At 39.1% G+C, this 14,185-nt stretch carries 11 protein-coding genes; 10 read left to right on the top strand and 1 reads right to left on the bottom strand.

Annotation, left to right across the window (positions count from 1 at the left end):
• Positions 1-2 precede the first annotated feature (2 nt).
• The 9 genes from K2F45_RS01445 to K2F45_RS01485 all read left to right on the top strand — a co-directional run bounded on the left by K2F45_RS01445 (position 3) and on the right by K2F45_RS01485 (position 10,829).
• Positions 3-914: a glycosyltransferase gene (locus tag K2F45_RS01445; protein ID WP_276521473.1), complete on the top strand. Its 912-nt coding sequence runs from the start codon at positions 3-5 to the stop codon at positions 912-914.
• A complete protein-coding gene (locus tag K2F45_RS01450; RefSeq protein WP_075990673.1) occupies positions 907-2,352 on the top strand; it encodes a lipopolysaccharide biosynthesis protein in 1,446 nt (481 codons plus the stop codon). The genes K2F45_RS01445 and K2F45_RS01450 overlap by 8 nt, the downstream gene beginning before the upstream one ends.
• Before the next feature lie 130 nt (positions 2,353-2,482).
• Positions 2,483-3,613: a glycosyltransferase family protein gene (locus tag K2F45_RS01455; protein ID WP_248932893.1), complete on the top strand. Its 1,131-nt coding sequence runs from the start codon at positions 2,483-2,485 to the stop codon at positions 3,611-3,613.
• Positions 3,614-3,640: 27 nt separating this feature from the next.
• Positions 3,641-4,492 carry a glycosyltransferase family 2 protein gene (locus K2F45_RS01460; protein ID WP_248932894.1) on the top strand — a complete coding sequence of 284 codons (852 nt, stop codon included), beginning with the start codon at positions 3,641-3,643 and terminating at the stop codon, positions 4,490-4,492.
• Positions 4,493-4,608: 116 nt separating this feature from the next.
• On the top strand, positions 4,609-5,709 hold the full coding sequence (locus K2F45_RS01465; protein WP_248932895.1) for a glycosyltransferase family 2 protein: 1,101 nt from the start codon (positions 4,609-4,611) through the stop codon (positions 5,707-5,709).
• A gap of 13 nt (positions 5,710-5,722) precedes the next feature.
• A complete protein-coding gene (locus K2F45_RS01470) occupies positions 5,723-7,540 on the top strand; it encodes a PAS domain-containing sensor histidine kinase (RefSeq protein ID WP_248932896.1) in 1,818 nt (605 codons plus the stop codon).
• Between the two features lie 11 nt (positions 7,541-7,551).
• The gene (locus K2F45_RS01475) at positions 7,552-8,610 is read left to right on the top strand and encodes an endonuclease/exonuclease/phosphatase family protein (RefSeq protein ID WP_248932897.1); all 1,059 of its coding nucleotides are present in this window, start codon (positions 7,552-7,554) and stop codon (positions 8,608-8,610) included.
• Positions 8,611-8,728: 118 nt separating this feature from the next.
• On the top strand, positions 8,729-9,859 hold the full coding sequence (locus K2F45_RS01480; RefSeq protein WP_248932898.1) for a hybrid sensor histidine kinase/response regulator: 1,131 nt from the start codon (positions 8,729-8,731) through the stop codon (positions 9,857-9,859).
• A 25-nt stretch (positions 9,860-9,884) separates the two neighbouring features.
• Complete coding sequence (locus K2F45_RS01485) at positions 9,885-10,829, top strand: UDP-glucuronic acid decarboxylase family protein (RefSeq protein ID WP_075990680.1); 945 nt, start codon at positions 9,885-9,887, stop codon at positions 10,827-10,829.
• 25 nt (positions 10,830-10,854) lie between these two features.
• On the opposite strand, the gene K2F45_RS01490 is transcribed toward K2F45_RS01485, so the two are convergent.
• Positions 10,855-11,649: a tyrosine-protein phosphatase gene (locus K2F45_RS01490; RefSeq protein ID WP_075990681.1), complete on the bottom strand. Its 795-nt coding sequence runs from the start codon at positions 11,647-11,649 to the stop codon at positions 10,855-10,857.
• A gap of 478 nt (positions 11,650-12,127) precedes the next feature.
• On the opposite strand from K2F45_RS01490, the gene K2F45_RS01495 reads away from it, so the two are divergent.
• A complete protein-coding gene (locus tag K2F45_RS01495; protein WP_237241925.1) occupies positions 12,128-14,128 on the top strand; it encodes a polysaccharide biosynthesis protein in 2,001 nt (666 codons plus the stop codon).
• Positions 14,129-14,185: the final 57 nt, after the last annotated feature.

Below are 14,185 nucleotides of genomic sequence, written 5' to 3' on the forward strand. Positions count from 1 at the left end.
TAATGCCTGTTTATAATACAGTTATGTATGTTGAACAGGCTATACAGAGCATTATTCATCAGGAATATGCTGATGTTGAACTTATACTAATCAACGACGGTTCGACCGATCAAAGTCTCTCCATACTGGAAAAATGGGGTTCATGGGATAACCGTGTCAAATTATTTTCCCAGGAAAATCAAGGCCTATCTGCAGCCAGAAATAGAGGCCTTTCTCTAGCGAACGGCCAGTATATTTATTTTATGGATAGCGATGACCTGCTGCGTGCAGATGCACTATCCATGTGTTTGGATTATTGTGAAAAGAACGACCTCGATTTTGTTTATTTTGATGCTATGGTTTTTGCGGATAATTCGGATAGCTCAATACTAAAGGATTTTAATTATTCCCGACAAAAAATGCCGGCTTATACTGTCTTTAATGGACCGGACGCATTACAACAGCAACTGAAGGCAGACGACTTTTTCTCTTCAGCTTGTATGTATTTAATTCGTAAAGACATACTTGATCGTAACGGATTTGGATTTGAACCCGGTATAGTGCATGAGGATGAGTTATTTACAGTCTTATTGTATCTAGCGGCAGCTCGCGTTGCTTATATACCAGAGCAATTTTTTCAGCGGCGTGTCAGGCCAGATTCCATTATGACAAGCCGATTAAAACTTTTTAATATAACATGTTACTTCACAGTTGCCCTGCGTTTGAGGGAGTATGGACGAAAGCATTCGGATAGCAGACAAATTATTGAGTTGTATCTGCATCGTATGTTGGACGCAGTGGTATGGAAAGCACATGCGTTATCGATCGCTGACCGTTGGAAAGTATTTTTCTTGGTTTTGAAGCATTGGCGAAGATATGTTTCATTTAAAACTATGGGAGTTCTACTGTTTAAGAAAGGCTTTTTGAATGGATAACATAAAAAAGGAAATCGTTTCTGGGGTATTTTTTACGGCATTGGCCAAATATGCGAATTTGGTGATTTCGCTGGTCGTTACCGCGGTTTTAGCACGATTGCTCGCACCAGATCAGTTTGGCGTAGTAGCCATAGCTACGGTGGCGATTGCTTTCCTAAATTTAATAGCTGATTTCGGACTGTCTCCAGCAGTTATACAGCACAAAGAGCTGGATATAAAGGCATTAGGTTATTTATTTTCGCTGTCTGTATATATTGCTATCACTTTGTCAGTACTATTCTTTTTGTCTGCTGAAATTATCGAAACATGGTATGCCCAGCCTCAATTGAAACCAATCTGCCAATTACTGGCGCTAAGTCTATTTTTCTCGGGAATTACCGTAGTTCCTAATGCCTTATTTTTTCGCGATAGGTTATTTAAATCGATCGCTTTACGAAGTTTGAGTGTTCAAATTATCGGCGGCGGTCTATCTATAATTGCTGCCTTTAAAGGAATGGGGGTTTACGCGCTTATTTTAAATCCGATATTCTCATCACTATTTATTTTTATTATTTCATATTTAAAGTATCCATTAAAATTTAGCCTACGTTTTCCATTTCAACCTCTTCGGCCTTTATTTTCTTATTCTATTTTTCAGTTTTTATTTAATATTATCAACTATTTCAGCAGAAATTCGGATACCCTATTAATTGGTAAATACCTGGGCATGGTACCGCTGGGGTTCTATGATAAATCTTATCGATTAATGTCCCTGCCACTTCAGAATATTACGCAGGTAATTACACCGGTAATCCATCCGATATTAAGTCAGAAGGGAAAGGATAATGGCTATCTTTATGAAGCAAATCTAAAATTAACCAGCCTATTGTCGCTGATCGGATTCCCATTATCCGTTTTCTTGTTTTATTCAGCTGAAGAACTTATTTTATTATTTTTTGGACCGCAGTGGGGATTAGCTATCCCTTCTTTTAAAATATTGAGTCTAACAGTGGGGATCCAATTGGTCCTCTCGTCATCTGGCTCCATTTTCCAAACAGCGGGAGATACCAAAAGTCTTTTTATTTGCGGTTTGTTTTCGGCCGTATTGAATGTTGCGGGAATACTATTTGGTGTATTTTATGCTAAAAGTATTGACGCAGTAGCCATGTGTTTATTGGTTACATTTAGTGTCAATTTTGTACAGGCCTACTGGCTAATGTATCGCGTGGTATTCAGACGGAGTATGGTTGGCTTTTTCAATAGCCTATGGCGACCCATCTTTTTTGCACTCGTACTTGGGCTCATTTTTCATTTAGTTGTAGGGTACCATTTGTCCGATAATTTAGTTTTTCGATTAATGCTCAAAACCGCTATTTATCTTTTTTCTGTGATCTTAATGATTTGGTTCGGAGGGTATCGCAATCTGTTGTTGGCATTTTTACGCAAGTCACCACTTTAGCAGGATTAAAACAGCTTATTAAGCATTTTATTCAACGCATTTTGATCATTTTTTCTTGTATTCATATTCTTTTCGTATTTTCCAGTCCAGCAGCAAAAGTATTTAACAACAATCAAACGTGAAGGCCTCAGTGAAAGATAAATCGTATAAGGTACTTTTTTTAGTATTCCATGGTTTTAGCGAACATAATGGTATAAGTAAAAAAATATGGGGTCAAATTAATGGCTTGAAATCTATCGGTGTGGATGTTATACTATGTTATTACAGTGTAGAGGCTGACGGTTCGCGCGTATGGAAGGTTGGAAACGAGATTCTTGTGGATTTCGGTAGAGGTCCAATAGCCAAAATACGTAAACGGATAGACTATCGGGCGATTTCAGAATACGTACAGAAAAATAAGTTCCAACTGATTTATATCCGGTCTGACCATAATGCGAATCCTTTTACATTAAACATGGTGAAGATGATGCGGCTTTCGGGCGCAAAAGTGTTAATGGAGATTCCGACTTATCCCTATGATCAGGAGTATGTCACCTTGCGCATGCGCCTCGAATTGGCGATCGATCGTCTTTATCGTAAAAAGCTAGCAAAACAATTGGATGCTTTTGTCACTTTTTCTGATGCCCGAACAATTTTTGGGCAGCGAGCGATATCTATCTCCAATGGGATAGACTTCAGTGCCATTCCAGTTCGTAAACCGCAGGAAGGAGCAGAAAAACGAACGATCCATTTGCTGGGCGTTGCTGAAATACATTATTGGCACGGATTTGATCGACTGGTTCGCGGACTTGGTATTTATAAACAAAGTCACGCTGATTGTCAAATTATCTTTCACTTGGTGGGGCAATTCAGCGGCGAACGTGAACGATCGTCTATTTTGGAACCGATAGCACAATTCAATCTTCAGAAAAATGTCGTCTTACACGGTCCGCTTTGGGGAGAAGAATTGGATGCCATATTTAATCGTGCAGACTTTGCAATCGGTAGTTTAGGCCGTCATCGCAGTGGTATACAGGTCATAAAAACCTTAAAAAATAGAGAATATGCCGCGCGTGGAATTCCCTTTATCTATTCGGAATCTGACGCTGATTTTGACGGTCAACCTTATGTACTTAAAGCGAGTCCTGATGAATCTGCTATTGATATCACTAAAATATTGGAATTTTTAAAGAAGGAAAAATTTGACCCAGCCTGTATTCGCAATAGTATTTTGGACTTATCATGGGCCGAACAGATGAATAAAGTGCTGCAAACAATTTAATGCTTTAACAAAATAATTGACACTAGGATGGCTAAATGGTATACACAATATGCGAAGGTTTATGACCAAGAAGTGGGTTCTGTAGATAATGATGTTATCGAGAAGGTTCGGGCACAGGTCCAGCTTTCTTCAAGTTCTGATCCGATCATAAGTGTTGTGGTCATCGCCTATAATGAAGAAAAGAAGCTTTTGGCATGTCTCTGGTCTTTAGCAGAACAGCGTTGTCATTTGCCCATGGAATTAATTGTCGTTAACAATAATTCGACGGATCAAACAGAATCACTTTTAAAGCGACTTGGTGCGACTTATCACAATGAACTAAAGCAGGGCCCTGGATTTGCTAGGCAATGTGGTCTTGATCAAGCACGTGGTAAATTCATGCTTTGTATAGATGGAGACAGCATGTATCCCCCAAGCTATGTTGAAACGCACGTGAAATTATTAGATAGGCCAGGTATATCCGCCACATGCAGTTTGTGGAGTTTCTTACCCCAGGCTGGGCAGTCGAGAACTTTCCTTTGGTTTTATGAAGGACTTCGGGATATTTACCTGAACCTACAATTTATAAAAAGGCCTGAATTGTGCGTGCGAGGGATGGTTTTTTCCTTTAAGACCGAGCTGGGGCGAAAGGTTAATTTTCGGACAGATATAAAACGTGGCGAAGACGGGTCAATGGCTTTGGGACTTAAGGCCTATGGAAAGATTCATTTTATTCGAAGTCAAAAGGCGCGGGCGATGACGGGACAGAATACAATCGCTGCCGACGGATCTCTTGCAAATAGCTTTTTTGTCAGGTTGCGTAAAGCGATAAAATCAATGAGTGGGCTCTTTTCGGGGAAAAAGCATTACCAGGATGAAGAATCGAATAGGATTCCGTAAAAATAATTGTCTAATTTTGTCTAAATTCTATCTGGCCTATGCTTCAATTTGTCTTCTGGACTTGTATATCCTTTGTGCTATATACCTATATCGGGTATGCTATCTTAATTTATATATTGGCAAGATTATTTCCATACCCTATAAAGGAGAGGGCTCAAAATAGCGACAGGCATGAGCTTCCCCCGTTGACACTATTTATTACAGCCTACAATGAGTCAGAAATAATTCCAGATAAAATGCTGAACTGCCTTGAGCTTGATTATCCTAAACATAAATTAAACATTCTATGGGTTATAGATGGAAGTACTGATGATAGTCGTGAGCTGTTAGCAAAGTATCCGATGGTTAAGATTATCGGTTCAGCTCATAGGAAAGGTAAAACAGCTGCCGTTAATCACGGTATGGAATATGTAAAAACTCCAATTGTTGTCTTTAGCGATGCAAATTGTTTACTGAATGCCGGGGCGTTAAAGATTATTGCTCGCCAATTTGAAGATCCGACAATTGGATGTGTCTCGGGTGAAAAAAGAGTGGCTTTTGATAATGACGATACTGTTTCTTCAAAAGGGGAGGGAGCCTATTGGAAGTATGAATCCCTCTTGAAAAGATTAGACTTCGAATTTTATTCAGCAGTCGGAGCCGCTGGGGAACTCTTTGCTGTGCGGACAGAATTATATGCTGCGATGGAAGAAGATACCTTATTGGATGATTTTATGCTTTCAATGCGCATTGCATTAAAAGGCTACCGTATTGCATACACAGTTGACGCTTATGCTGTTGAATATGGTTCGCTGAATATGGAAGAGGAAGGAAAAAGGAAAAGACGTATTGCTGCTGGGGGATGGCAGTCTATAGGAAGATTACTGCCATTACTAAATGGCTTTAAATTTGGGAAGTTGAGCTTCCAATATATTTCACATCGTGTGTTGCGTTGGTCTGTTACACCTTTTGCGCTTTTTGCACTCTTCCCCTTGGCGGCAATTCTTGGATATCGGTGTTTGTCACCTTTCAATGTGTTTTCTGTCATTTTTGTGCTTCAGTGTGTCTTTTATCTTTGTGCGGTTTTAGGGTATTTGATGCGAAATAATCCCAATAGTACAAAGTTGTTTTATATTCCATATTACTTTCTGTTTATGAACATCAATGTAATACGCGGGATTTATTATTTGTTTAGTAGAAGCTTTATTGGCGGGTGGGAGAAATCTCAAAGAAAATAATCTAATGAATGTTATGGATAAAAAAATATTACATGATTTAAAGTTCTTGGAGAAGGTCTTGAATATGACTTGTGATACATTGTTGCTGGTGAATAAAGATAATATATGTGTAGATGCGATAATGAAGACAAACAATCCGGTTTTAAATTCCGATATTGATATAGTTGGGAAAAATTTGTTGTCTATTTTACCTCAGCCAACTTCGGCGCTTATCGAACATGAATTTAACTTTTGCCGCCAAACAGGAGAGACTTCCAATCTAAATTACGACCTGCCTACTGAAGAGCAGATGTATTATTTTAAGTTCGTCATTCACAAATTTGACGAGGAACATCTGATTTGCCAATATCGGGATATCACGCAGCGTAGTAACATGAAGTACCGCCTTAAATCTGCACTGACCGCCCAACTTGAGGTGGGGAAGGTCGCTATGATTGGGCATTGGACTTATGATCTGCAGCAGCAGGAGTTTACGCATAATGGCTATTCGAACCTTCGAAAGAAAAATCTTGAAGAGCCTGAGAAAATAGCTTTGCAGGATCTGCTCGCACAGGTTCACCCGGATGATAGAAAGAAGATGGAGGCTTTTCTGCATAATGACGCTATTGAGTATAGCACATTTGAGTACCGGATAAAACAGCCCGATACACCCATCACGTATGTACGGGCGACAAAATATGCCAAACGCCTTGAAAACAATATTCGTATCATAGATGGCTTTTCACAGAATGTAAGCGATTTTATTAAGAATCGAAATGAACTTGAAATGGTGCTTGCTGTTGTTGATAATGCACCATACAGTATTTTCGCATGCCATAAAAATGGGACGATGGCTTTTGCGAATAAGGCATGCCGACAGCAAAATGGCCTGAAAGAAGAAGAGATCATTGCTGACTTAAAAGTTTTTGAATGCCTGCGGGAGTTCACAACAGAAGAAGCCTGGGCCTTATCTGTGCAAAAAATCATTTCTGCTTCGGGTTATTATCAATATCGTTGTGATACGGTGTATCCAGAACTGGATATTATTGGCTCAGAATGCAGTTCGTTGATGATCAAAAATGGGAACGGTGAAGATATCATCTGGACCATTAAGCGGGATATTTCGGATCAGCTTCGTTACGAGGAGCAGCTGTTGCGTTCAAAAGAAGCTGCTGAGGAATCTGAGCGGTTGAAATCTGCATTTATCTCGAATATGAATCATGAAATCCGGACGCCGCTTAGCGCCATTATGGGCTTTGGAAGTATTATTGCCGATACGCCAGATCCTGAGCTGCGAAAGGAGTATGGTGAGCTCCTCAATGCAAATAGCAGCCAGCTGCTACGGCTGATAACAGATGTACTGGAAATGTCGCAGATGGATGCAGGTAAAGTAAGGTTAAAGAATTCGGACGTGTCCCTTAAAGGGATATTGAATGAATTATCAATGAGTTTCTTGTCAAATGAGGAACAGCCAGCCATAATTTTTGACATTCCTGAAAAGGAATTGGTGGCAAGGCTGGATCGTGGAAGAGTGATTCAGGTACTCGTCAATTTAATTAATAACAGCTTGAAATTTACGCCACCTGAGGGTGCTATACACGTTGGTTACGGGCTAAGTAATGATCATGTAGAATTTTATGTTAAAGATAATGGTATTGGGATAGCCAAGGAAAATCAAGAGATGATTTTCAATAGATTTTATAAGATTAATTCAATGGATAAGGGTACCGGATTGGGGCTGGCAATTTGTAAAGGTATTGTTGAGCAGATGAACGGGCAGCTGGGTGTCGAATCAGAGCTTGGACAAGGCGCTACTTTTAGCATAAGATTGCCTTTAAGCGAACAAAATTAAAATAGCATACCATGACTAAAGATATTGAATTTAGGCCGGTGAGTATCTCCGGAGTACTGATCCGGATTGTCATCATATTGGTGGCTACACTTGCCTCCTTATCGTTTTTGGCTTTGCTTATTTCGCCACAGACCACTGTTATTTTCCAATGGATTGGTGTGTTGTTACCTGCACTTATATGTGGTAATTTTCTTTTTTTTATTATCGGATTATATAAACGTAGTTGGTACAGTATTTGCCCGTTAATAGCACTATTGGCCAACTTTCATTATTTCATAAAAGTAATTCAGATAAACCGAATAGCGCAAACAGAAACGTCAGACATACGTTTCGCGTCTTATAATGTTCGTGAATTCAAAATGATTTATAATCTATCTTCGATGCAACAGATTGCTTCCTATATTGATTCGCAGCGAGTAAATACCTTATGTTTACAGGAAGTTCCGGCCGACTGTTCCGTGTCGGAACTCAAGCAGTCATTTGGCCAGTTTCAATATTTCATAATAACAGGGAGTAAATCAGGGCAGAATCAACTTGCTATCTTAAGTAAATTTCCACTGGACTCGGTACAGGTTGTTTCGTTTAAAGAGCGGCCCAACTGTGCACTTTTTGCCGATCTTTCCCTCAGAGGCAAAAAGATCAGGATCGGAACCTGTCATTTGCAGACAACAAATTGGAACCAGGTAAAAGGGGATTTACTGCCTGCTGAAAATACGGCCTTTAAATGGTGGAGTGCAATTAAAACAATGTCTGAAAATTTTAGGTTGAGAGGTGGACAGGCTGATTATTTAAGAAATTTAATCGATCAATCTTCTTTTCCTACGCTTATTTGCGGTGACTTTAATAATAGCCCTAATTCCTATAGTTATCATAAAATTAAAGGAAATTTGAAGGATGCATTTCGCGAAGCAGGTAATGGATATGGATATACTTACAGTAATTTAATGAAGCTCTTTCGCATTGACTTTGTATTCTTTTCTGGAGCTACATTTCAGGCTGTAAATTACAGAACGGGACAGGTTGACTATAGTGATCATCTTCCTGTATTGGTTGATTTTAAAGTAAATTGATATATAACATTTTTGCTACACAAATTATTACAGTAATTAATAGCGTAATATTGATTTATAAATTTTAAAAGAGGGATGGCACCCTTTTGGATAATGCTACATAAGCTATAATTAATCTATGGAAATCGATTTTTCAACCTATAATATTCTCATTGTAGAGGATTCTGAGCTTAATCTTTTTGTATTAAAAGAGATCTTAGAACGTGAGCATTTTAACGTATTCTCTGCTTCTGGTGCTAAAGGAGCTTTTGAAAACTTGCGACTGCAAAGAATAGATCTTATTTTAATGGACGTCATGATGGGGGAAACGAACGGTTTTGATCTAACCAAGGAACTGAAATCCATGGAGCTGTATAAGCATATTCCAGTGTTATTTATTACGAACTTAAAATCTCCGGATGATGTTGTGCGTGGATTTGATAGTGGCGGTGTAGATTATATTCCGAAGCCTTTCAATAAAAAGGAATTACTTCAGCGCATCAAACATCAAATCAGGCTTATTGAATCGGGCCATACCATTGCGATGCAGACAGCACAGCTTCAGGAAGCGATATTAAACCGCGATAGAATGTATGCTATTCTTGCTCACGATCTACGAAGTCCGATTTCTTCACTCAAAATGATCTTAAATATTTTGACCATGAGTCCTGAGGGAAGTAATACTGGTTATGGAGATATGATCAATACAGGCAATGATATTGCGGAACAACTTTTCAGTGTTTTGGACAATCTACTTAAATGGACCAAAAACAGTCTGGGGGTGTTAAGCTATATGCCGCAGGAAATTGAGTTCGATGAAATGATCAAAGGTGTAGTGGAGACGCTCCAACCCACAGCTAAATTGAAAAATACCGAAATACAATTAAAGTTACAGCCCGGTCTGCAGATCTTTTTTGATGCGGACATTATGAAAAGTATCTTAAGAAATCTTTTAATTAATGCGGTGAAGTTTAGTCACGAAGATTCCCTGATCAAGCTCAATCTATATCGCAATGAAGATGATGCTGTCGTCGAATTTATTGATACTGGGGTGGGAATGAGTTTGGATGCACAGCGCCAATTAAAAGACCAGATAATGGAAGAGGGAAAGATTACCCCTATGCGGGAGAAAGGTAAAGGTTTAGGCTTATGGGTAGTTTATCATTTTATTCAGCGCAATGGAGGTACATTCTTTTTTGAGTCGGAAGAGCATGTAGGCTCCCGTTTCGGCTTTCGTGTTCCGTTGCTGCAAATAACATCTAATCAGTAATCTCGATATTATAAATTGATAATTTATGTATAACCTAAAAAAAAGAATATTAGTCTCTGGCGGAGCTGGATTTATAGGTTCCCATCTGTGTGAACGATTACTTAAAGATGGGCATGAAGTCATTTGTATGGATAATTTTTTTACAGGCGATAAATCGAATATTGTTCACCTGTTACAGAATCCATATTTTGAGCTTGTAAGGCATGACGTAACAGAACCTTTTTTAGCGGAGGTGGACGAAATATATAATCTGGCCTGTCCAGCAAGTCCGGTTCATTATCAATACAATCCGATTAAAACCATCAAAACATCGGTTATGGGGGCTATCAATATGCTTGGGCTTGCGAAGCGGGTAAATGCTCGTATTTTACAAGCTTCTACCAGTGAAGTATATGGCGACCCAAAGGTTCATCCGCAACAAGAAAGCTATTGGGGAAATGTTAACCCTGTCGGTATTCGATCCTGCTATGACGAAGGAAAGCGATGTGCAGAAACTCTTTTTATGGATTATCATCGCCAACATCATATTGCTATAAAAATCGTACGGATATTTAATACCTATGGCCCACGCATGCACCCTCAGGATGGACGTGTAGTTTCTAATTTTATTATGCAAGCTCTGCAAAATAAAGACATTACCATTTATGGTGAAGGAAATCAGACACGTAGTTTTCAATATGTAGATGATCTTGTCGAAGGAATGATACGGATGATGGATACCGAGAAGTCTTTTATTGGCCCAATAAATATCGGTAACCCCCATGAATTTACGATACTACAATTGGCTGAGCAGGTGATTCTACAGACTGGATCAAAATCAAAGATTAAGTTTTTGCCCTTGCCAAAAGACGATCCACAGCAACGAAAGCCAGATATCGAACTTGCGAAGAAAAGCTTAGACTGGAGTCCTACAGTTCAGCTGGAAGAGGGGTTGTCCAAGACAATAGCATATTTTAAAACATGCTTATAAAGATAATGAGGCCGCGGAAATCGAATTATCCAGCAATAACTTGGGCTTTGTGTTGATTGATATGATCAAGAAGTGTCTCATTCAAAATGGGTGAAGTTCTCAACATCTCACGGATCGGATATTTCTCGACAATATTTTTTAAAGCGTCCAGATGGCGTTGGTGGTGCAGGTCGGTTCCTACAAAATCGTACATGCCTGACTTTAAAAGAGTCATTGCTATCGCTTTTACATCTACACCATAGTATCGGCTCAAAGAAAGTAGGTTTAACTGGAGCAAACAACCAGCATCTTTAATTTGCTTATAAATATTAAAATTGCTATGATAATAATTATACCTTTCGGGATGGGCAAGAATGGGTTTATAGCCTAATTTTTGAATATCTCTAATTGTGTGAAATAAAGCTTTCGATTCCGAAAGGTAGGACATTTCGATTAACACATAGTCACCGGGCATTACACACAACTCATTTTCACGGATCAGTAAAGGAAGATTTTCGTCAATCATATGTTCGGCAGCCCCGAATATATCGACATCATTGCCAGATTTTTTTAGTCCATCGACAAGCGAATCTTTCGCATGTTCAATACTAAATTTGGTGTTTTGATGCACGCCAGCCATAATATGTGGTGTACAGATAAACTTTTTAAGTCCTAGGCGTTGAAGTTGCTGGATATAATGTAAGGATTGTTGTACCGAATCACTTCCATCATCAATACCTGGTAGCAGGTGATTGTGCATGTCCACTTGTAAAAATTCCAACTGCGCTAAAGAGTGGATTGATGAAGTCTTTTTCCCAAACAGGTTGCTAAAAAATCCCATGATGCAAATCTTATTATTGTTGTGCAAATAGTGCAGTGAAGGAGTGGCGTTTCAGTCTAATATTAAGCGAAGGTGTATATCTTAAATTCCTTTCCATGACTATGAGTGAATTGATACAAACAATATGCCAATAATTGTGTTAGTACCTAAAGTGTTGCATGGACTACCGGATTGTATCGAAGGATGACGGCAAAAATTGTTCTTTTATGAGCCTAAATTATTAATTGTAACGGGATTCATATTATTATTTTGTCAATGTAACAGTTTCGGTATAATAGTTGCTTAATCCACGTTGATAAATTGATCGAAGGGATAGGGTTCTTTTTTAATGATATTTTATCAAAGAGGTATTTTAGGTGTGAAAATTTGACTATCTTGCATCTCCTTTGTAAAATATTATAATAAAAAGCCATATCAGATCGTGTTCGTTTGTCGCATACATGGTCAGTAACATTTTAATTAAATAAGAGATAAGCTTATGATGGGTTCTCTAGGAGATTTAAGAAGACGCCTGAGAAAGGACAATCCACGATGGGTCATTTTAATGATCGATATGTGGTTTGTATTTGCAAGCTATGTGTTTTCTAATTATGTAGTTAACAACTTCAGGGGTGTATTTGATATTGAATTGATGCTGAAGAAAGTTGTCGTCATATTGCCGATATATTTCTTAATGTTTTTATGCTATGATACTTTTCGGGGTATTGTTCGGCAGACGGGCATTAGGGATACCATTAAAATCTTTAAGACGGTTGGTTCTGCCTATGTGATTTTAATGGTGCTAACCTTAATTATCAAAGCTGTTTTTGAAAAAGGTAGCGTGGCAGGAGATTATCTTCGCCTATCTTATGGTGTGTTGACCATGCAAGCCACAATTTTGCTGGTTATTATGGTGGGCGCACGTGTAATCTATCGGACGATTTACGAATATCTCTTCTTGCCTAGCCGGAAAGGTGAAAATGTGTTGATATTTGGAGCTTCGAGACCAGGCCTAGTATCATTCTCCTTATTGAAGGAAGATCCGAGAACGAAATATCAAGTGGTTGCTTTTGTGGAAGATAAAATATCACGGATAGGTAAGCGGTTGGCAGGAATAAAAATTAAAGATATTACCGAAATCACAAGGGAATATGTTGAAAAATGTCAGATTACTCAGGTCATCATCGCGGTTGAAAATAACGATCCGGAGCGTTTGGAATATGTCTCAGATTGGTTTCAAAATATTGGACTTGAACTGAAGATCATGCCTCCGGCACGAATTTTACTTAATTCAGGTGCGAAGCGTGAAATCAGGCCATTAAAGATTGAGGATTTATTGGGACGCAAGCCAATTAAATTAGATCATCCGGAAATTGAACAAGAGATGCAGGGTAAAGTCATCTTGGTGACCGGTGCCGCCGGATCTATCGGTTCGGAATTAGCCCGCCAGATCGCTAGACGTCATTATAAGACCTTAATTCTATTGGATCAAGCCGAGTCTGCGCTATATGATATCCAACAATCGATTAAGGCTACGCAACCCGAGCAGATGCACTGCGTGGTAGGTGATGTGCGTAACTATGCCTTTATGCAGAAGATATTTGCGCAATACAAACCCGATTTGGTCTTTCATGCGGCGGCCTATAAACACGTGCCTTTAATGGAAGCGAACCCCTACGAGTCCATTCAGACCAATGTATTGGGAAGTAAAAATGTGGCCGATCTGTGTATGCAATATCGGACTAAAAAAATGGTCATGGTGTCCACGGATAAGGCTGTCAATCCGACCAATGTTATGGGGGCGACTAAACGCATGGCTGAGATCTATGTAAGCAGCTGCAGCGGTAAATCCAATACGAGTTTTATCATTACCCGATTTGGAAATGTACTTGGTTCAAACGGTTCGGTTATTCCACTTTTTGAGAAGCAAATGGCAGAAGGAGGGCCGCTTACATTGACCCATCCTGAAATCACTCGTTTCTTTATGACGATACCTGAAGCGTGTCAATTGGTGCAAGAGGCAGGTGTGATGGGGAAAGGGGGTGAGATCTTTGTGTTCGATATGGGCAAGTCTGTCAAAATCATCGATCTTGCAAAACGCATGATCAAATTGAAAGGGTATCGTTACCCGGAAGATATCGATATAAAAATTGTTGGATTACGTCCAGGGGAGAAGATTTATGAGGAATTGTTAGCGAATAATGAGAATACGGTAAAGACACACCATCCAAAGATTATGATTGCTAACGTAAATCACGATAGTTTATCGCTTAAAGCAGAGCGTATTAATGCAATCTGCCAACGGATTTTGGATGCGGATAAGCAGTTGCCAGATTTTATGGAGCTTGTGGCCGGCATGAAACAGATTGTTCCAGAATTTAAATCTCAAAATTCAGAATATGAAATGCTGGATACAGTGACGGAGGAAAAAGAAATTGAATTGATTCATGAATCCACAGCGGAAGTACCAGTATATTCGTTGGTAAAGAACGTATTGTAAAGCTGTTATAAGACAGGTAAGTTTTAGATAATAACACGATAAAGAAGTGAAAAGCCC

This window comes from Sphingobacterium siyangense (assembly GCF_023277505.1).
GTDB classification, from domain to species: domain Bacteria; phylum Bacteroidota; class Bacteroidia; order Sphingobacteriales; family Sphingobacteriaceae; genus Sphingobacterium; species Sphingobacterium siyangense.

Coding starts and splice junctions, on each gene's coding strand:
- K2F45_RS01470 (WP_248932896.1), top strand. CDS start 5,723: ATGGATAAAAAAATATTACATGATTTAAAGTTCTTGGAGAAGGTCTTG.
- K2F45_RS01485 (WP_075990680.1), top strand. CDS start 9,885: ATGTATAACCTAAAAAAAAGAATATTAGTCTCTGGCGGAGCTGGATTT.
- K2F45_RS01490 (WP_075990681.1), bottom strand. CDS start 11,649: ATGGGATTTTTTAGCAACCTGTTTGGGAAAAAGACTTCATCAATCCAC.
- K2F45_RS01445 (WP_276521473.1), top strand. CDS start 3: ATGCCTGTTTATAATACAGTTATGTATGTTGAACAGGCTATACAGAGC.
- K2F45_RS01475 (WP_248932897.1), top strand. CDS start 7,552: ATGACTAAAGATATTGAATTTAGGCCGGTGAGTATCTCCGGAGTACTG.
- K2F45_RS01495 (WP_237241925.1), top strand. CDS start 12,128: ATGATGGGTTCTCTAGGAGATTTAAGAAGACGCCTGAGAAAGGACAAT.
- K2F45_RS01450 (WP_075990673.1), top strand. CDS start 907: ATGGATAACATAAAAAAGGAAATCGTTTCTGGGGTATTTTTTACGGCA.
- K2F45_RS01480 (WP_248932898.1), top strand. CDS start 8,729: ATGGAAATCGATTTTTCAACCTATAATATTCTCATTGTAGAGGATTCT.
- K2F45_RS01460 (WP_248932894.1), top strand. CDS start 3,641: ATGGCTAAATGGTATACACAATATGCGAAGGTTTATGACCAAGAAGTG.